This is a genomic window from Ensifer sp. SSB1, assembly GCF_016652895.1.
In the GTDB taxonomy this organism is placed as follows: domain Bacteria; phylum Pseudomonadota; class Alphaproteobacteria; order Rhizobiales; family Rhizobiaceae; genus Ensifer.
The window spans coordinates 38952-56785 of record NZ_JAEPRP010000025.1; the positions used below are offsets into that span (position 1 = coordinate 38952).

Annotated in this window: 16 protein-coding genes; 12 read left to right on the forward strand and 4 right to left on the reverse strand. The window is 62.9% G+C overall.

Annotation, left to right across the window (positions count from 1 at the left end; translation table 11 throughout):
- Nucleotides 1-4 precede the first annotated feature (4 nt).
- Nucleotides 5-1639 (reverse strand): MFS transporter, encoded by a 1635-nt coding sequence (locus tag I8N66_RS09025; protein WP_291152587.1) that lies wholly within the window; start codon nucleotides 1637-1639, stop codon nucleotides 5-7.
- A 272-nt stretch (nucleotides 1640-1911) separates the two neighbouring features.
- Here I8N66_RS09025 and rimP point away from each other — a divergent pair, with 272 nt between their 5' ends.
- From rimP to rpsO, 9 genes are all read left to right on the forward strand, one after another.
- The gene (gene rimP / locus I8N66_RS09030) at nucleotides 1912-2532 is read left to right on the forward strand and encodes a ribosome maturation factor RimP (protein WP_113538851.1); all 621 of its coding nucleotides are present in this window, start codon (nucleotides 1912-1914) and stop codon (nucleotides 2530-2532) included.
- Between the two features lie 46 nt (nucleotides 2533-2578).
- Nucleotides 2579-4198, forward strand: coding sequence for a transcription termination factor NusA (gene nusA, locus I8N66_RS09035; RefSeq protein ID WP_113538852.1), 1620 nt, complete (start codon nucleotides 2579-2581; stop codon nucleotides 4196-4198).
- Nucleotides 4199-4203: 5 nt separating this feature from the next.
- Nucleotides 4204-4911: an RNA-binding protein gene (locus tag I8N66_RS09040; protein ID WP_113538853.1), complete on the forward strand. Its 708-nt coding sequence runs from the start codon at nucleotides 4204-4206 to the stop codon at nucleotides 4909-4911.
- A gap of 105 nt (nucleotides 4912-5016) precedes the next feature.
- Nucleotides 5017-7728 carry a translation initiation factor IF-2 gene (gene infB, locus I8N66_RS09045; protein WP_291152590.1) on the forward strand — a complete coding sequence of 904 codons (2712 nt, stop codon included), beginning with the start codon at nucleotides 5017-5019 and terminating at the stop codon, nucleotides 7726-7728.
- Nucleotides 7728-8180 (forward strand): hypothetical protein, encoded by a 453-nt coding sequence (locus I8N66_RS09050; protein ID WP_291152592.1) that lies wholly within the window; start codon nucleotides 7728-7730, stop codon nucleotides 8178-8180. Before infB ends, I8N66_RS09050 begins: the two co-directional genes overlap by 1 nt.
- 82 nt (nucleotides 8181-8262) lie before the next feature.
- Nucleotides 8263-8670, forward strand: a complete 408-nt coding sequence (gene rbfA, locus I8N66_RS09055) for a 30S ribosome-binding factor RbfA (RefSeq protein WP_104662459.1) — start codon at nucleotides 8263-8265, stop codon at nucleotides 8668-8670.
- Nucleotides 8671-8678: 8 nt separating this feature from the next.
- Nucleotides 8679-9614, forward strand: coding sequence for a tRNA pseudouridine(55) synthase TruB (gene truB / locus I8N66_RS09060; RefSeq protein WP_291152596.1), 936 nt, complete (start codon nucleotides 8679-8681; stop codon nucleotides 9612-9614).
- A 106-nt stretch (nucleotides 9615-9720) separates the two neighbouring features.
- Nucleotides 9721-11508, forward strand: a complete 1788-nt coding sequence (locus I8N66_RS09065) for a sensor histidine kinase (protein ID WP_291152598.1) — start codon at nucleotides 9721-9723, stop codon at nucleotides 11506-11508.
- A gap of 533 nt (nucleotides 11509-12041) precedes the next feature.
- Nucleotides 12042-12311, forward strand: a complete 270-nt coding sequence (gene rpsO, locus I8N66_RS09070; protein ID WP_029742369.1) for a 30S ribosomal protein S15 — start codon at nucleotides 12042-12044, stop codon at nucleotides 12309-12311.
- 17 nt (nucleotides 12312-12328) lie between these two features.
- Here rpsO and I8N66_RS09075 read toward each other — a convergent pair whose 3' ends face one another.
- Nucleotides 12329-12595 carry a hypothetical protein gene (locus I8N66_RS09075; RefSeq protein WP_291152603.1) on the reverse strand — a complete coding sequence of 89 codons (267 nt, stop codon included), beginning with the start codon at nucleotides 12593-12595 and terminating at the stop codon, nucleotides 12329-12331.
- A gap of 65 nt (nucleotides 12596-12660) precedes the next feature.
- Here I8N66_RS09075 and pnp point away from each other — a divergent pair, with 65 nt between their 5' ends.
- From pnp to I8N66_RS09090, 3 genes are all read left to right on the forward strand, one after another.
- Nucleotides 12661-14814 carry a polyribonucleotide nucleotidyltransferase gene (pnp, locus tag I8N66_RS09080; RefSeq protein ID WP_113538860.1) on the forward strand — a complete coding sequence of 718 codons (2154 nt, stop codon included), beginning with the start codon at nucleotides 12661-12663 and terminating at the stop codon, nucleotides 14812-14814.
- A gap of 81 nt (nucleotides 14815-14895) precedes the next feature.
- Nucleotides 14896-15912 carry a class I SAM-dependent methyltransferase gene (locus I8N66_RS09085; protein ID WP_291152606.1) on the forward strand — a complete coding sequence of 339 codons (1017 nt, stop codon included), beginning with the start codon at nucleotides 14896-14898 and terminating at the stop codon, nucleotides 15910-15912.
- A gap of 161 nt (nucleotides 15913-16073) precedes the next feature.
- The gene (locus tag I8N66_RS09090) at nucleotides 16074-16295 is read left to right on the forward strand and encodes a hypothetical protein (RefSeq protein WP_291152609.1); all 222 of its coding nucleotides are present in this window, start codon (nucleotides 16074-16076) and stop codon (nucleotides 16293-16295) included.
- A gap of 74 nt (nucleotides 16296-16369) precedes the next feature.
- Here I8N66_RS09090 and fabI read toward each other — a convergent pair whose 3' ends face one another.
- Complete coding sequence (fabI, locus tag I8N66_RS09095; protein ID WP_291152612.1) at nucleotides 16370-17176, reverse strand: enoyl-ACP reductase FabI; 807 nt, start codon at nucleotides 17174-17176, stop codon at nucleotides 16370-16372.
- Nucleotides 17177-17180: 4 nt separating this feature from the next.
- Nucleotides 17181-17834 (reverse strand): beta-ketoacyl synthase N-terminal-like domain-containing protein (locus tag I8N66_RS09100; RefSeq protein ID WP_291152614.1); only part of this gene is annotated, 654 nt, incomplete at its 5' end.

Below are 17834 nucleotides of genomic sequence, written 5' to 3' on the forward strand. Positions count from 1 at the left end.
GCACCTAGTGCATGTCCACGTTCACCTGTCGCTTGTAGCGCTCGTAATGCGTCGGAACGATCGTCTGGCGCTCGATCATCCGGTGCACGCGCGGCGGCGCAGCACCGCTATGCAGCGCCGTCAGCTTGTCGCCGACGGCGGCGTCGGCCTGGGTGCGCCGCTGGTTGTGGCGCACATACTCGACCCAGGTCGGCACGTGGTAGGTCTCGGTCCATGTGGTCGGGTTCTCCAGATCGCGCATCAGCGCCCAGTGGCCCGCACCGTCACGGATGCGGATGCGCCGGCGTTCCGCCATGGTCGTCAGGAACTCGGGGATATCGTCATCGGCGATCTCGTAGTCGATCATGATGACGATTGGACCGCTGCGCGGCTTCAGATCCAGTTCGAGCGGCGGCTCGTTGAAGCGGTTCAGCGGATCGAGGTTGAGCGAGGTGAACTCCGGTAGCGGCAGCCGGAAGCCGACCACGACGCCGGCGAACATCAGCAGACAGGAGCCCATCAGCGCGTTGGCCGCGCCATATTGTTCGGCCGCCGTACCCCAGAGCCAGCTGCCGCCGGCAATGCCGCCGAAGGTCATCGTCTGGTAGAGCGACAGAGCGCGGCCGACCACCCAGCGCGGCGTCGAAAGCTGTACGGTTGTGTTGAACAGCGACAGCGCCAGCACCCAGCAGGCGCCGGAGATCAGCAGCACGAGACAGCTGAGCCACGCATAGGTGCTCCAGGCCGTGATCGCGGCGCTGGCGGCAAAGCCGGTGAACGCGATGCGCACGATTGCCTCGCTGGAAAGCTTCTCCCGCAGGCGGGCGGAGAGCAGCGCCCCGCCGATCGCGCCGAGGCCGAAGCCGCCGAGCATCAGGCCGTAGGTGAGCGGTCCGCCCTGGACGAGGTCGCGGGCGACGAGCGGCAGCAGCGCGAGGATCGCGCTTGCCGAAAGGCCGAAGAGGAAGCCGCGCAGAAGCACCTTGCCGATGTTGGGCGACATCGCGACATAGCGCAGGCCCGCGGAAATGGCACGCCCCAGCGTTTCGCGCGGCAACGTGTTCGTCGGCACTTCACGCCGCCACCGCATCAGCGCGAAGAGGATCGCGAAGTAGCTGAGCGTATTGGCGAAGAAGGCAGCCGCCGCACCCAATGCCGCGACGATCGCGCCGCCGATGGCGGGGCCGACGCTGCGGGTGATGTTGAAGCCCATGCTGTTCAGCGCCACGGCGGCCGGCAGGTCTTCGCGCGGGACCATGTCGCCGACCGAGGCCTGCCAGGACGGATTGTTGAGCGCCGTGCCGCAGCCGATGAGGAAGGTGAAGAGCAGGAGCAGCCAGGGCGTGATCAGGCCGACATAGGCGCAGATCGTCAGGAGCGCCGAGACGAAGAGCATGAAACACTGCGCCACCAGCATGATCCGTCGCCGGTCGAAGTTGTCGGCAAGCGCGCCGGACACGAGCGAGAAGAGCATGATCGGCAGCGAGGTCGATGCCTGCACGAGCGCCACCATGTTCGCCGAGGAGGAGATCGAGGTCATCAGCCAGGCAGCGCCGACCGATTGGATGAGGCCGCCGAAATTGGATGCGAGGCTCGCGATCCAGATCGTGCGGAAGATGTCGTGCTTGAAGGGTGCAAGCGGCGAAATACGGTGGGGCACCTCGTCTTCTCTCTTGTCCTTGATTGTCGTCTCGAAGCAGTTCGATTCCTGTTATAGGCCTGAGCACGCGAAGTGCCACCCGCTGAAACTGACCTTGTTGTCAAAGATCGCCGGTTGCGAGCGGATCGCTGCATTTGCAGCATGAGCCTCAACGCCTTGCAATTTGCGGCGATGAAGCGTATATGAGCCTCAAATTCTTGATCGGTAGATGAAGAGTGGGCCCGTCAGGACCCGCTCTTTTTTATTAGCCGGTCCGATGAGGAGATGATCGTTTGTCCGATACGACAACGGCTGAAAATGCAAATGAACCGCGCCTGATCACCGAAACCGGCCTCGACCAGCGCATTGCCGACATCATCGAGCCGGTCATCGTGCCGATGGGCTATCGCCTGGTGCGTGTGCGCATGTCCGGCCAGAACGGCTTGACGCTGCAGATCATGGCCGAGCGCAACGACGGCACCATGACCGTCGAGGACTGCGAAGAGATCTCCAAGGCCATTTCGCCGGTGCTCGATGTGGAAGATCCGATCGACAAGGCGTATCATCTCGAAGTGTCGTCGGCCGGCATCGACCGCCCGATGGTGCGCAAGTCCGACTTCTTCCGCTGGCAGGGTCACCTGTTGAAATGCGAGACGTCGGTTCTGGTCGATGGCCGCAAGCGGTTTCGCGGCAAGATCGTTTCCGTCGATGACGATGGTTTCCGGCTTGAGCGTGACCAGCCTGCGTATGGCGAGGAACCTGTTGTCGTGATCCCGTTCACCACGCTTTCCGAAGCGCGGCTGATCCTGACCGACGATCTGATCCGTGATGCGCTGACAGCCGACAAGAAGGCGAAGGCCGAGCGCGCCGCGAACGAGAATTTCGAAGACGAAGATTCACCTATTGAGGAATAAGTCGGGCGGAGCGTGAAGCCCCCTGCAACCCAAACGGAGACAAGACATGGCAGTCAGTGCTAACCGGCTCGAGCTTCTGCAGATCGCGGATGCTGTCGCGCGTGAAAAGGTGATCGACCGCGAGATCGTTCTGGCCGCGATGGCCGATGCGATCCAGAAGGCCGCCCGCTCGCGCTATGGGTCGGAATCGAACATTCGCGCCGACATCAACTCGAAGACCGGTGAAATCCGCCTGCAGCGTCTTCTGGAAGTGGTCGAGAAGGCTGACGACTATTCCACGCAGATCCCGCTCGAGCTTGCTCGCGATCGCAATCCGGACGCCAAGCTCGGCGACTTCATCGCCGATCCGCTGCCGCCGATGGACTTCGGCCGTATCGCCGCCCAGTCTGCCAAGCAGGTCATCGTGCAGAAGGTTCGCGAAGCCGAGCGTGACCGCCAGTTCGACGAATTCAAGGATCGCGTCGGCGAAATCGTCAACGGCACGGTCAAGCGCGTCGAATACGGCAACGTCATCGTCGACCTCGGCCGTGGCGAAGGCATCATCCGTCGTGACGAGATGATCCCGCGCGAAAACATGCGCTACGGCGACCGTGTCCGCGCCTTCGTCTACGACGTTCGCCGCGAACAGCGCGGCCCGCAGATCTTCCTGTCGCGCACCCATCCGCAGTTCATGGTGAAGCTCTTCACCATGGAAGTGCCCGAAATCTACGACGGCATCATCCAGATCAAGTCGGTTGCCCGTGACCCGGGTTCGCGCGCCAAGATCGCGGTTGTCTCGAACGATAGTTCGATCGATCCGGTCGGCGCCTGCGTCGGTATGCGCGGTTCGCGCGTTCAGGCCGTCGTCGGCGAACTGCAGGGCGAAAAGATCGACATCATTCCGTGGTCGCAGGATCCGGCATCGTTCATCGTCAACGCACTGCAGCCGGCGGAAGTCGCCAAGGTCGTTCTCGACGAAGATGCAGAGCGCATCGAAGTGGTCGTTCCGGACGAGCAGCTTTCGCTCGCCATCGGCCGTCGCGGCCAGAACGTTCGCCTCGCTTCGCAGCTGACCGGCTGGGATATCGACATCCTCACCGAGCAGGAAGAGAGCGAGCGTCGTCAGAAGGAATTCACCGAGCGCACCAACCTCTTCATGGACGCGCTCGACGTCGACGAGATGGTCGGCCAGGTTCTGGCTTCCGAAGGCTTTGCCGCCGTCGAGGAGCTCGCCTATGTCGATCTCGACGAAATCGCGTCGATCGACGGCTTCGACGAGGAGACCGCGACCGAAATCCAGACCCGTGCGCGCGAATTCCTCGACAAGCTCGAAGCTGAAATGGATGCCAAGCGCAAGGAACTCGGTGTCGCCGACGAGCTGCGCTCGATCGACGGCCTGACGAGCCAGATGCTCGTCGCCCTTGGCGAAGAAGGCATCAAGACGATCGAGGACTTTGCCGGCTGCGCCGCTGACGACCTCGTCGGCTGGAGCGAACGCAAGGACGGCGAGACCAAGCGCTTCGAGGGCACCTTCTCGAAGTTCGACGTTTCGCGCGCCGAAGCCGAAGCCATGATCGTTCAGGCCCGCCTCGCGGCCGGCTGGATCACGGAAGAGGACCTGGCAAGCGATGAGGCCGAAGGCGAAGAGCCGATCGAAGTTGCCGAAGGCGCCGAGCAGGACGCTTAAGGACAATGATCGCCTCTGATGATGCCGACAGCCTGCCTTCGGACACTCTGCCCACGGACGGGGGCCCGAAGGATCGGAGCGGCAACACGCGGACCTGCATCGTCACCCGCGAGAGCGGTTCACCCGACGAGTTGATCCGCTTCGTTGCCGGGCCGGACGGTCGCGTCGTTCCCGATCTGAAGCGGCAGCTTCCGGGACGCGGATGTTGGGTGAAGGCCGAGCGGGTGCTCATTGAAAAGGCGGTGGCGAAGAAGTTCTTCGCCCGCGCCCTGAAAGCGGACGTCAAGGCTGACGCAACGCTTGCCGATGACGTCGACCGGCTGCTCTGCGAGCAGTTGGCCGGCATGATGAACATGGCCCGCAAGGCGGCCCAGTTCATCTCCGGCGCGACGAAGACGGAACAGGCCGTACGCGGCCTTGCAGCGCTTGCCGTGTTCCATGCAGCCGATGCTGCGGCGGACGGCGTGCGCAAGATAGACCAGGCTCGCAAGGCGATGAGCTTCGTGGCCGACGACGAAATGGAAATACCTTCGTTCCGTCCCTTCACCGGGGCGGAAATGGAGGGCCTTTTAGGAAGTAATGCTTTTATCCATGCCGCAGCGCTTGCAGGGCAGGCGGGTGAAGGTGTAGTGAAGCGCGCAATCATGCTCGAAAAGTACCGAGGATCCGTCCCGGTCCGGGCCGAAGGCGGCGCTGGCAAGCCACAGCAATGACACGCGTCACCGGCGAATGCCGGCATCGCGGGTATTGTTCGAGACAATTTAGAAGACGGGGTCGGGTGATACGCATCCGGGCCTGATCGCTAGGAACGGAACGGAATGACTGACGACAACAACGACGACAAGACAGGCAGCGCAGCAGGCAAGAAGACGCTGACCCTGAAGCCCCACGGGGTTTCGCAGGGGACCGTGCGTCAGGACATCGGTCGTGGCCGCACCAAGGCGGTCGTGGTCGAAACCAGGAAACGCCCGACTTCTTTCCATCGCCCCAAGGAAGAGCGTACGATCACGCCGGTGAGCGCGGCACCTGCCGCACGGCCGGCTGAACAGCGTCCGGCTCAGCCGCAGCCTTCCGGCCGTCCGGCTCCGCAGCCGCAGCAGCATCAGACCCGTCAGGAAGCCAATCAGGCCAACCGTCCGCGCGTCGGCGTTGTCCTGAACCAGCTTTCCGCCGGTGAGATCGATGCGCGCCGCCGCGCCCTGGCAGAGGCCCAGATCCGCGAAGCCGAAGAAGCGGCCATCCGTGCTGAAAACGAAGCGCGCCGCAAGCGTGAGGAAGAAGCCCGTCTCCAGCAGGAGAAGGAAGAAGCCGCACGTCGTGCCGCCGAGGAAGCTGCCCGCCCGGCAGTCGAGCCCGAAGCAAAGGTTGAAGAGGTTGTTGAAGAGCGCCCCGTGGCTGCTCACACGCCGGCTTCCGCCGAGCGTCGCGTCGATAATCGCCCGCAGGCAGGACGTCCCGCTGCTGCTCCGGCAGCCGGCCTTCCGACGCCGGCACCGGCTGGTGCCCTGCGCGGCCGCAAGGTCGACAACGAAAAGGACGAGGATCGTGGTCCGCGCCCGGGCGCCGGTCCGGCGCGCGGCAAGGTCGTGCGCCCCGAGCCCGCCAAGGCTCCGGCCCGCCCGAAGGGCGACGACGGTCGCCGCCAGGGCAAGCTGACGCTGAGCACCGCTGCCGACGAGGATGCAGGTCAGCGCGCCCGCTCGCTGTCGGCGATGCGTCGCCGCCAGGAGAAGTTCAAGCGTAGCCAGATGCAGGAAACCCGCGAGAAGATTTCCCGCGAAGTCATCCTGCCGGAGACCATCACCATCCAGGAACTGTCGCAGCGCATGTCTGAGCGCGCGGTCGACGTCATCAAGTACCTGATGAAGGAAGGCCAGATGATGAAGCCCGGCGATCTGATCGACGCCGATATGGCTGAACTCATCGCTGGCGAATTCGGCCACACGGTCAAGCGCGTCTCGGAATCCGACGTCGAAGAGGGCATCTTCAACGTGTCGGACTCGGAAGAGGAAATGCTGCCGCGTCCGCCGATCGTTACGATCATGGGTCACGTCGACCACGGCAAGACCTCGCTGCTCGATGCGATCCGCCACGCCAACGTGGTTGCCGGCGAAGCTGGTGGCATCACCCAGCACATCGGCGCCTATCAGGTCGAGCAGAACGGCAACAAGATCACCTTCATCGATACGCCCGGTCACGCGGCGTTCACGGCGATGCGTGCTCGCGGTGCCCAGGCGACCGACATCGCGATCCTGGTGGTTGCGGCTGACGACAGCGTGATGCCGCAGACGATCGAATCGATCAACCATGCCAAGGCTGCCGGCGTTCCGATCATCGTTGCGATCAACAAGGTCGACAAGCCGACGGCAAACCCGCAGAAGGTTCGCACCGAACTGCTGCAGCACGAAGTCTTCGTCGAATCCATGGGTGGTGAAGTTCTCGACGTGGAAGTTTCCGCGAAGAACGGCACCAACCTCGACAAGCTGCTGGAAGCGATCCTGCTTCAGTCCGAAATCCTCGACCTGCGCGCCAATCCGAACCGGACGGCCGAAGGTACGGTGGTCGAAGCTGAACTTGACCGCGGCCGCGGTGCGGTTGCGACGGTCCTCGTCCAGAAGGGCACGCTGCGTCCGGGCCAGATCATCGTTGCCGGTGATCAGTGGGGCCGTGTGCGCGCGCTGGTCAACGACAAGGGTGAACATGTCAAGGAAGCCGGTCCGTCGATGCCGGTCGAGGTTCTCGGCCTTTCCGGCACGCCGGCTGCGGGCGACAAGTTCGCCGTCGTCGAGAACGAAGGCCGCGCTCGCGAGATCTCGGAATACCGCCAGCGTCTCGCCCGCGAGAAGCAGGTTGCCCGTCAGTCCGGCTCGCGCGGCTCGCTCGAGCAGATGATGACCCAGCTCCAGACCTCCGGTCTCAAGGAGTTCCCGCTGGTCATCAAGGGCGACGTGCAGGGTTCGATCGAAGCGATCGCCGGTGCACTCGACAAGCTCGGAACCGACGAAGTTCGTGCGCGCATCGTGCATTCGGGTGCCGGTGGTATCACCGAGTCCGATATCTCGCTCGCCGAAGCGTCGAACGCCGCGATCATCGGCTTCAACGTCCGTGCCAACTCGCAGGCCCGTTCGGCCGCCGAGCGCGCCGGCATCGAAATCCGCTACTACAACATCATCTACGATCTGGTGGATGACGTGAAGGCGGCGATGTCGGGTCTGCTCTCGCCGGAACGTCGCGAAACGTTCCTCGGCAATGCCGAAATCCTGGAGGTGTTCAACATCACCAAGGTCGGCAAGGTTGCCGGTTGCCGCGTCACCGAAGGCAAGGTCGAGCGTGGCGTCGGCGTCCGTCTGGTTCGCGACAACGTCGTTATCCACGAAGGCAAGCTCAAGACCCTCAAGCGCTTCAAGGACGAAGTCTCGGAAGTCAACGTCGGTCAGGAATGCGGTATGGCCTTCGAGAATTACGAAGACATTCGCGCCGGCGATACGATCGAGTGCTTCCGCGTCGAGCACATCACGCGGACGCTTTGATGGGGCTGAAAGCCCGGCAATTCTGCACAACGGCGGCCTTGGCCGCTGTTGTGTCGTTTTGGTGGGAGACGGCCTTTGCGGAAGTCTGCGACAAGATCTATCCCGGATGGGATGGGCAGGATTTCTCCGTTTTCAATGAGGCGGCCGCGTTTCTGACCAACTGGGTCGGTCTGGCGGCGCTTTTCTGTCTGGCGATCGGCTCGACGGTATTGCGCCTTCGGGCGTTGCTTTGGGTCGGAAGCCTTCTCGGCGGTTTGCTCTTGTTGATAGCCATAACGTCCCGAGGTGATGCCGAGCACGAGGTATGGCAGTCCGCCATCAAAGAGGGTTGCGCTCACCCGCAATTCGAATTGATCCACCTGCTGTCCGCGTCGGCTTTGACCGCCATGGGTGTTTTCTTGGCCCTGCGCCAACGACGGCGGGCCCGGTCAATTGGAACTATCCGCGCCTGAGGCACAGACGATATATTACGCTAGAGAGCAAAACGGTTTTCCGCGCCCCGGGAGGGTGCAGAACCTTGGAAAGTCAACGACCATGAGCAAAGCTACATCCTCAGCCCCCTCCCAGCGCATGCTGCGCGTCGGTGAGCAGGTGCGCGCTGCGATCACGCAGGTTCTGCAGCGTGGCGAGGTGCGCGATCCCGTGATCGAGAAGACCGTCATCGCGATCTCGGAAGTGCGCATGTCGCCCGACCTGAAGATTGCTACTGCCTATGTCACGCCGCTTGGCGTGCCCAACCATGCCGAAGTCATCGAGGCGCTCAACCGCAATGCCAAGTACATTCGCGGCCGCCTCGGCCCGCAGCTCCGGCAGATGAAATACATGCCCGACGTTCGTTTCCGTGACGATACGAGCTTCGACAACTACAAGAAGATCGACGAGCTCCTGCGTTCGCCGGAAGTCAGCCGCGATCTCGACCAGACCAGCGAAGACGAAGAATAGTAGATTTCATGTCCAAACCGCGTAAGCCCAAGGGCCGCCCGATCTCGGGCTGGCTGATCCTCGACAAGCCGCTCGACTTCGGCTCCACCGAAGCCGTCTCGAAGATCAAGTGGCTGTTCAAGGCCCAGAAGGCCGGCCATGCTGGCACGCTCGATCCGTTGGCCTCCGGCATGCTGCCGATCGCCCTCGGCGATGCGACGAAGACCGTCCCTTATGTAATGGACGGACGCAAGATCTACGAATTCACCGTTGCCTGGGGCGAGGAACGCTCGACCGACGATCTCGAAGGCGAGGTCACGCATTCCTCGAGCGAGCGGCCGAACGAAGAGGCGATCCGCGCATTGCTTCCGAAATACACCGGTGTCATCAGCCAGGTGCCGCCGCAGTTCTCGGCGATCAAGATCGATGGCGAGCGCGCCTACGATCTGGCCCGCGATGGCGAACCCGTCGAGATTCCGGCCCGCGAGGTCGAGGTGCACCGCCTGACGCTGCTCGGTGCCACTCCCAATCTCGCGCATTTCGAGATCGAGTGCGGCAAGGGCACCTATGTGCGCTCGCTCGCTCGCGACATGGGTCGCGATCTCGGTTGTTTCGGCCACATCGCCTCGCTGCGCCGAACCTTTGTCGCGCCGTTCGGTGAAGAGGACATGGTGCCGCTCGCCGATCTGGTGGCATTGGAAAAGATCGAGAGCGACGAGGAACGCCTGGCGGCGCTCGACGCCTATCTGATCGAGACCGGTGAAGCGCTTTCCAGCCTGCCGCATGTTGCCGTCAACGATGATCAGGCGCACCGCCTGAGGATGGGCAATCCCATCATCCTGCGCGGTCGCGATGCGCCGCTTGCGACGCCTGAAGCCTACGCGACGGCACGCGGCAAGCTCATCGCCATCGGTGAAATTGCCGAAGGCGAATTCCGCCCGAAGCGGGTTTTTGCCACGGGCTAAGCACCCGGAAGCGTTTGCCTTTGCGCCATCCTTGACGCATGATCCCCGGCATGGGCTTCCAATCCATCCGAGGTGATTCCGTTTCCTTGCCGTGCTGCAGAACCGAATGGCGGTCGCACCGCATTTGGCAGCGCGCGCCGAAGGCGGCTGTGCCGTTGGCGCGGCAGGAAGAAGGGCGACTGAGGTGACCGGCGTGTTGGACGAAGGAAAGCGAAAGGCTGCGAATGGCCTGGCGGCGGTGAGCGACCTCGTCCGTCATCGATTGACCCGGCCTTTCAGCTTCTATCTGACGTCGCTGCTGCTTGTGGCCATCGTCCCCGCCTTCATCTTTTCGCTCGTGGTGCTGAAGCGCAGCGTCGATCAGCAGGAACAGGTGATCACCGCCCTGCTGCAGGCCTCGACCGGCTCGGTGACGCGCATCGTCGAACGTGACATCGAGGGCATGCTGACGACGCTGAAGGTGCTGTCGACTTCGCAAGAGATCGAAGACGGCAACATGGAGGCCTTCTACGGCCGGGCCGCCACGGCGCTTGCCGGAACGGATTCCTACCTGATCGTCATCGATCGCAATCACAACCAGCGGCTCAACACCCGGGTTCCTTTTGGCGCGCAGCTTAGCAAGGCTTCGGACCCTGATTCCGTCGAGCGCGCCTTCACCAACAATGACTCGCCGCTCGTCTCCAACGTGTTCTTCGGCCAGACCGCGGGAAAATGGGTGTTCAACGTCTACCTGCCGGCGAAGCTGTCGACCGGCGAGGAATATCTGCTGACGTTGACGCAAAACGCCGAAAACATGGCCAAGGCGGTCAACCGCGACACGCTTTCTCCCGGATGGAGCGCAGCACTGGTCGATGGCGCAGGCAAGGTCATCATTTCGTCGGATGCGAAGGTCAAGGCCGGAGAACCGTTCTTCCTCGACAAGGTGCCGGCGATCAGCATCGGGGTCCGCAATATCAAGGAAAACGGCACGGAGTACCGGGTCGCGACCGAGTTCTCGGTCGTGACCGGCTGGCGGATCATCGCCTGGGCGCCGCGCGCGACGGTCGATGCTCCGGCGGTCTGGTCGTTCCTCTGGCTGTCGCTCGGCGGCATCATCTTTGCCGGCATCGCGATCGCCGGATCGTTGGCAATTGCGCGGCTGTTGTCACAGGGCGTCAAGCTCGTGGCGCAGGATGCGCGTCGCCTCGGCGCCGGTGAACGGATCGAATCCCGCCCGCACATGATCGCAGAAGTCGAGCAGGTCTCGGCAGCGCTGGCGCGCGCAGCAGCGGCGCGCGGCAAGGCCGAAAACGAGATCCGCTTCCTCATGCGCGAGGTGGCGCACCGCTCGAAGAACCAGCTGACCGTCATCCAGTCCATGCTGAACCAGTCGGTCTATTCGGCCGAGAGTGCGTCGGACTTTGCCGATTCCTTCCGCAAGCGCATTGCCGGCCTCGCGCGCTCGACCGACCTGATGATCGCCAACGCCGCCCAAGGCGTCGATTTCCGCGAGCTCGCCCAGAACCAGTTGCAGCCCTTCACGCCTGACGATCCGACGCGTGTGATCCTGTCCGGCCCGGCACTGAGGCTCGACACGCAGATCTCGCAGACGCTCGGCATGGCCCTGCACGAACTGGCGACCAATGCCACCAAATACGGTGCGCTCGCCAACACCACCGGGGTCGTCAAGCTGAGCTGGTCGCTGGAGGATGAAGGCATTGCCATTCGCTGGCGGGAGGAGGGCGCCGATCTCGCAGGCAAGCCGTCGGACCCCGTCCGCAAGGGTTTCGGGACGCTGGTATTGGAGCGCATGCTCGGCATGGCGCTGAACGCCACTCTGGAGCGGGTGATGCATGCCGATGGCATCGAGTGGCGGATCACCATTCCGCGCGATGCGAAGGAAGAAGGTTCGTGAGGCGCACCTGAGGGGAACGCGATGAAATGCTCTTTCGCTCGCTGGAGCTTGCCGCCGTTTCGATGGTGATCCTGACGGCGGGAGGGCCGGCACGTGGCGCCGAGATCGCCTGCACGGTCGCGGATCCGACCAGAACACCGCTCAATGTGCGCGACGCGCCAAACGGGCGCGTCGTCATGACGTTGTCAAACGGGGCGAAGGTGGGCCAGGCGGGAGCGCGCGACCACAGGGGCAAGCGCTGGTCTCTGGTCGCCAACGAAGCGGGGCCGCTTGGCTGGTCTTCTCTGCCCATCTCGACTACATCTCCGTCAATCGCGATCAGCAGAAATCCGCGCCGATGCGGCCGCGTCCGACAAGCAACTAGCGCTCTCCGTTGGCCCTTCTTTGTGCCGGTTCATGACCCTTTCCTTTTTCATCCAATTCGTTTATAGGCACGCCAGCAAAAGGCGCATGCCGGTTGCATTCACGGCCGCAGCTGGACGACATCCCGGCTGAAGGCGTCCCTAAATCCTCGAAATCGAAAGGATCATCCGATGTCGATTGCTGCAGAGCGTAAGGCTCAGCTCATCAAGGAATTTGCAACCGTTGAAGGCGATACCGGTTCCCCGGAAGTCCAGGTTGCTATCCTGACGGAACGGATCAACAACCTGACCGAACACTTCAAGGGCCACAAGAAGGATAACCATTCCCGCCGTGGTCTTCTCGCGATGGTTTCCAGCCGTCGTTCGCTCCTCGACTATCTGAAGAAGAAAGACGAAGCGCGCTACACCAAGCTGATCGGTGCCCTGGGCATCCGTCGCTAAGCGACTTGTCCGGCGGGTCATTGCGGCCCGCCGGCTTTTTTATGGAGCGCTGGGCGCTCAAGGAATAAACTCTCCGGCCGCATAGGAAACGTGGCTAAAGGAGAGAATCCAGCGAACCGGATGGGCCGGTTTCGCGGATCAACCGATGGCCCGTCATGGGGCAGGATTGCAGGATGCTTCGGCCCGTTTGCCGAGATGCCGCAGAGCAGCGGCCGGTGAAGCGGAAACAAGCCGATTTCAAGCGTGAAGCCTCCCGTTGTCTTGCCCGTGATGCGCCATTTCATGCGGCCCTTCGACCACCCGCGCTGCAACAGCCGCGGAAAGGTCCGCCGCACACGAAGGACAGAACATGTTCGATACCCACACGGTTGAAATCGAATGGGCTGGGCGTCCGCTCAAGCTCGAAACCGGCAAGATCGCCCGCCAGGCTGATGGTGCCGTGCTCGCCACCTACGGCGAAACCGTCGTTCTCGCCACCGTCGTTTCGGCCAAGTCGCCGAAGCCGGGCCAGGACTTCTTCCCGCTGACCGTCAACTACCAGGAAAAGACCTATGCCGCCGGCAAGATCCCGGGTGGCTACTTCAAGCGCGAAGGCCGTCCGAGCGAAAACGAAACGCTCGTTTCCCGCCTGATCGACCGTCCGATCCGCCCGCTTTTCCCCGATGGCTACAAGAACGACACCCAGGTCATCGTCACGGTCATGCAGCATGACCTCGAAAACAATCCCGACATCCTGTCGATGGTCGCAGCTTCCGCTGCGCTGACGCTGTCCGGCGTTCCGTTCATGGGCCCGATCGGTGGCGCGCGCGTCGGCTACATCAACGGCCAGTACGTTCTCAACCCGCATCTCGACGAGATGGACGAATCGACCCTCGACCTCGTCGTCGCCGGCACCCAGGAAGCGGTGCTGATGGTCGAGTCGGAAGCCAAGGAACTGCCGGAAGACGTCATGCTCGGCGCTGTCGTATTCGGCCAGAAGGGCTTCCAGCCGGTCATCGACGCCATCATCAAGCTCGCTGAAGTCGCTGCCAAGGAGCCGCGCGAGTTCGAACCGGAAGATCATTCCGCTCTCGAGAACGCCATGCTCTCGCTTGCCGAAGACGAACTGCGCAACGCCTACAAGATCACCGAGAAGGCCGCTCGCTACGCTGCCGTCGACGCCGTCAAGGCCAAGGTGAAGGCTCACTTCCTGCCGGAAGGCATCGAGAACCCGGCCCACACGGCCGAAGAAATCGGCGCCGTCTTCAAGCACCTGCAGGCCAAGATCGTTCGTTGGAACATCCTCGACACCAAGAGCCGTATCGACGGCCGCGATCTGGAAACCGTTCGCCCGATCGTCTCGGAAGTCGGCCTCCTGCCGCGCACCCACGGTTCGGCGCTGTTCACCCGCGGTGAAACGCAGGCGATCGTCGTTGCCACGCTCGGCACCGGTGAAGACGAACAGTACGTCGACAGCCTGACCGGCATGTACAAAGAACGCTTCATGCTGCACTACAACTTCCCGCCCTTCTCGGTCGGTGAAACTGGTCGCATGGGCTCCCCGGGCCGCCGCGAAATCGGTCACGGCAAGCTCGCCTGGCGCGCGATCCGCCCGATGCTCCCGGAAGCCGAACAGTTCCCCTACACGCTGCGCGTCGTATCCGAGATCACCGAGTCCAACGGCTCGTCCTCGATGGCCACCGTCTGCGGCACCTCGCTCGCGCTGATGGATGCCGGCGTTCCGCTCGCAAAGCCGGTTGCCGGTATCGCCATGGGCCTGATCAAGGAAGATGAGCGCTTCGCCGTTCTCTCCGACATCCTCGGTGACGAAGACCACCTCGGCGACATGGACTTCAAGGTTGCAGGCACCGAAGCCGGTATCACCTCGCTCCAGATGGACATCAAGATTGAGGGCATCACCGAAGAGATCATGGGCATTGCGCTCAACCAGGCCAAGGGCGGCCGTCTCCACATCCTCGGCGAAATGGCAAAGGCCATCTCCGAAAGCCGCGGCCAGCTCGGCGAGTTCGCTCCGCGCATCGAAGTCATGAACATCCCGGTCGACAAGATCCGCGAAGTCATCGGTTCGGGCGGCAAGGTCATCCGCGAAATCGTCGAAAAGACCGGCGCCAAGATCAACATCGAAGACGACGGCACCGTGAAGATCGCCTCTTCGTCCGGCAAGGAAATCGAAGCGGCCCGCAAGTGGATCCACTCGATCGTCGCCGAGCCGGAAGTCGGCCAGATCTATGAAGGCACCGTTGTGAAGACCGCCGACTTCGGCGCCTTCGTCAACTTCTTCGGCGCCCGTGACGGCCTCGTCCACATCTCGCAGCTCGCCTCCGAGCGCGTCGCCAAGACGACCGACGTCGTCAAGGAAGGCGACAAGGTCTGGGTCAAGCTCATGGGCTTCGACGAGCGCGGCAAGGTTCGCCTGTCGATGAAGGTTGTCGATCAGGCCACCGGCAAGGAAATCGTTGCCGAAAAGTCTGAGAAGAAGGGCGACGGCGAAGCCGCCGAATAAGCGGGCTTCACCCGAAAGCATTCGGGGCGCGGAGCGGATCGCTCCGCGCCCCTTTCTTGTAGGAAGATGACGGATAGACCGATGAGCCGAGATGCGTTGAAGACCCTGTTTTACCCGTTCGATAGCGGCGTGATCGACCCGCCGGGCGAGGGCGAGCGTGTGCTCTTTCTCGGCGCCGAGGCGGGCTACCGGTTGCCCAAGGGCTTCGAAGCCTCGATAGCAGCCGTTCAGCCGTCAAGGCCGCTCTATCGCGCCCTGGAGGCCGTGCGCGCCGATGTGACGCCTGAGGTCACCGGCGAGGACTACGACGTCACGCTGGTGCTCTGTGGCAAGCACAAGGGTGAGAACGAGGACCGTATCGCCGAGGCGTTGAAGCGCACGCGTGAGGGCGGCCTGATCGTCGTTGCCGGCGGCAAGGAAGACGGCATCCAGTCGCTGAAGAAGCGGATTGCCAAGTTCGAATGGGATGGCGATCACCTGCCGAAGTATCACGGCGTCGCCTTCTGGTTCACTCGTCCCGAAGATGTAACCGATGCCGTGCACAAGCTCGCCAAGGTGCCGGTGCGCGTCGAGGGCCTGTTCGAGGCCTCGCCCGGCATGTTCTCGCACGACCGCATCGATGCGGGTTCCGAGCTGCTCGCCTCGCGCCTGCCGAACGATTTTCATGGCCACGCCGCCGATTTCGGCGCGGGCTGGGGCTATCTTGCTGCAAAGCTTGCCGAAACCGCGCCGGGCACCAAGGGCATCGACCTGTTCGAAGCCGATCACGAGGCGCTCGAGGCCGCCCGCGTCAACATGATGGCGAACGCTCCGCGCATGCCGGTGCGTTTCTACTGGTTCGACCTCACGAGCGAAGAGCCGCGCGACAAGTACGATCTCATCGTCATGAACCCGCCCTTCCATGAGGCCCACGCCGCCGAGCCGGCGCTTGGTGTCGCCATCATCAAGACGGCGCTGAAGGCGCTGAAGCAGGGCGGCAAGCTGATGCTGGTCGCCAACCGGGGCCTGCCCTATGAGCAGGTGCTGGCAGAGAATTCCAAGGAATACGGCGAAACCTGCCGCAACGCCCGTTTCAAGGTGCTCTGGGCCAAGCGCTGAGGACCACTGAGGATCAAGCAGAGAGCCGGGCCAAACGCCCGGCTCTTTGCGTTTCGGGCCCTTCTCTTCGGCCGGTGTGAAGCGACAGTTTGCCTGTTGCCATCGCCCCTGTTCGGGCTCACCATGACGTCGTCGGTATTTCTCGTCGGAGGATGAGTGCCATGACATGGGGTGTGAACAGGCCGCCTTTGAGCGAGGACGCGGCCGAGGCTGTCGCCAAGGACATCAAGCATGCCGAGGGACATGGAGCGACCTCCGAGGTCCCCATGTCGTTCCTGAAGAGTCTTTATCACCTGCCTATGGCGCCGGGGCGGCGCGCACATACGGGTTTCATCGTGCTGGCGATCGTCGTCGCCGTGCTCGCGCTGTTTCTGTTTCCCTGAGCGGCTCTTGAACGACAAAGCCCGCGGATCGAGGCCGATCCACGGGCTTTGTCGTGGTTGGTAGATTGAGAGCGCTATTCGGCGTCGGCCGTCCTGAGCGTGTCGAGCGCCGGCATCGAGGTGATGTTGTAGCCGGAATCGACATAGTGGATCTCGCCCGTCTCGCCGCGCGTCTGATCCGAAAGCAGGTATAGCGCAGAGCTGCCGACGTCGTCGATGGTGACGGTGCGGCGCAGCGGCGAGTTCTTCTGCTGCCAGGAGAGCATCGCCCGGGCGTCGGAAATGCCGGCGCCGGCAAGCGTGCGGATCGGGCCGGCCGAGATTGCGTTGACACGGATGCCGCGCGCGCCGTAGTCGGCGGCGAGGTAGCGTACCGAAGCCTCGAGCGCGGCCTTGGCAACGCCCATGACATTGTAGTTCGGCATGACGCGCACCGACCCGCCATAGGTGAGCGTCAGCATCGAGCCGCCGTCGTTCATCAGTTCGGCGGCGCGCTTGGCGATTTCGGTGAAGGAGAAGCAGGAGATCACCATCGTGCGGCTGAAATTGTCGCGCGAGGTGTCGGCGTAGAGGCCCTTCAGTTCGTTCTTGTCGGAGAAGCCGATGGCATGGACGATGAAGTCCAGCGAGCCCCAGCGCTCCTTGAGCGCGTCGATGACGGCATCGACAGACGCAATGTCTTCGACATCGCAGGGAAGCAGGAAGTCGGAACCGAGTTCGGCGGCCAGTGGCTTGACGCGCTTGCCGAGAGCTTCGCCCTGGAAGGTGAAGGCAAGGTCAGCGCCCTGCGCTGCCAGCGCCTTGGCGATGCCCCAGGCAATAGAATGGTTGTTGGCCACACCCATGATGAGGCCACGCTTTCCGGTCATCAGTCCCGTCATGGTGTTATCCGTTGTAGCGCTGGAAGACGAGCGTTGCATTGGTGCCGCCGAAGCCGAACGAGTTCGAGAGAACTGTGTCGATCTTGGCGTTGTCGATGCGCTTGCGAACGATCGGAACGCCATCGAACTCAGGATCGAGCTCGCTGATATGCGCGCTTTCGCCGATGAAGCCAGCCTGCATCATCAGCAGGCCATAGATGGATTCCTGCACGCCAGCGGCGCCCAGCGAGTGGCCGGTGAGCGACTTGGTCGACTGGATGTGCGGCATCTTGCTGCCGAACACTTCGCGGATCGCCCCGATTTCCTTGCTGTCGCCAACAGGCGTCGAGGTGCCGTGGGTGTTGATGTAGTCGACATCGCCCTTCACCGTCGAAAGCGCCTGGCGCATGCAGCGGATCGCGCCTTCACCAGAAGGTGCCACCATGTCGTAGCCGTCGGACGTCGCGCCGTAGCCGACGATTTCGGCGTAGATCTTGGCGCCGCGGGCCTTTGCGTGTTCCAGTTCTTCGAGAACGAGCACACCTGCGCCGCCGGCAATGACGAAACCGTCGCGGTTGGCATCATAGGCGCGGGAAGCGCTCGCCGGCGTCTCGTTGTATTTCGAGGACATGGCGCCCATGGCGTCGAAGAGGTTGGACATGGTCCAGTCGAGATCTTC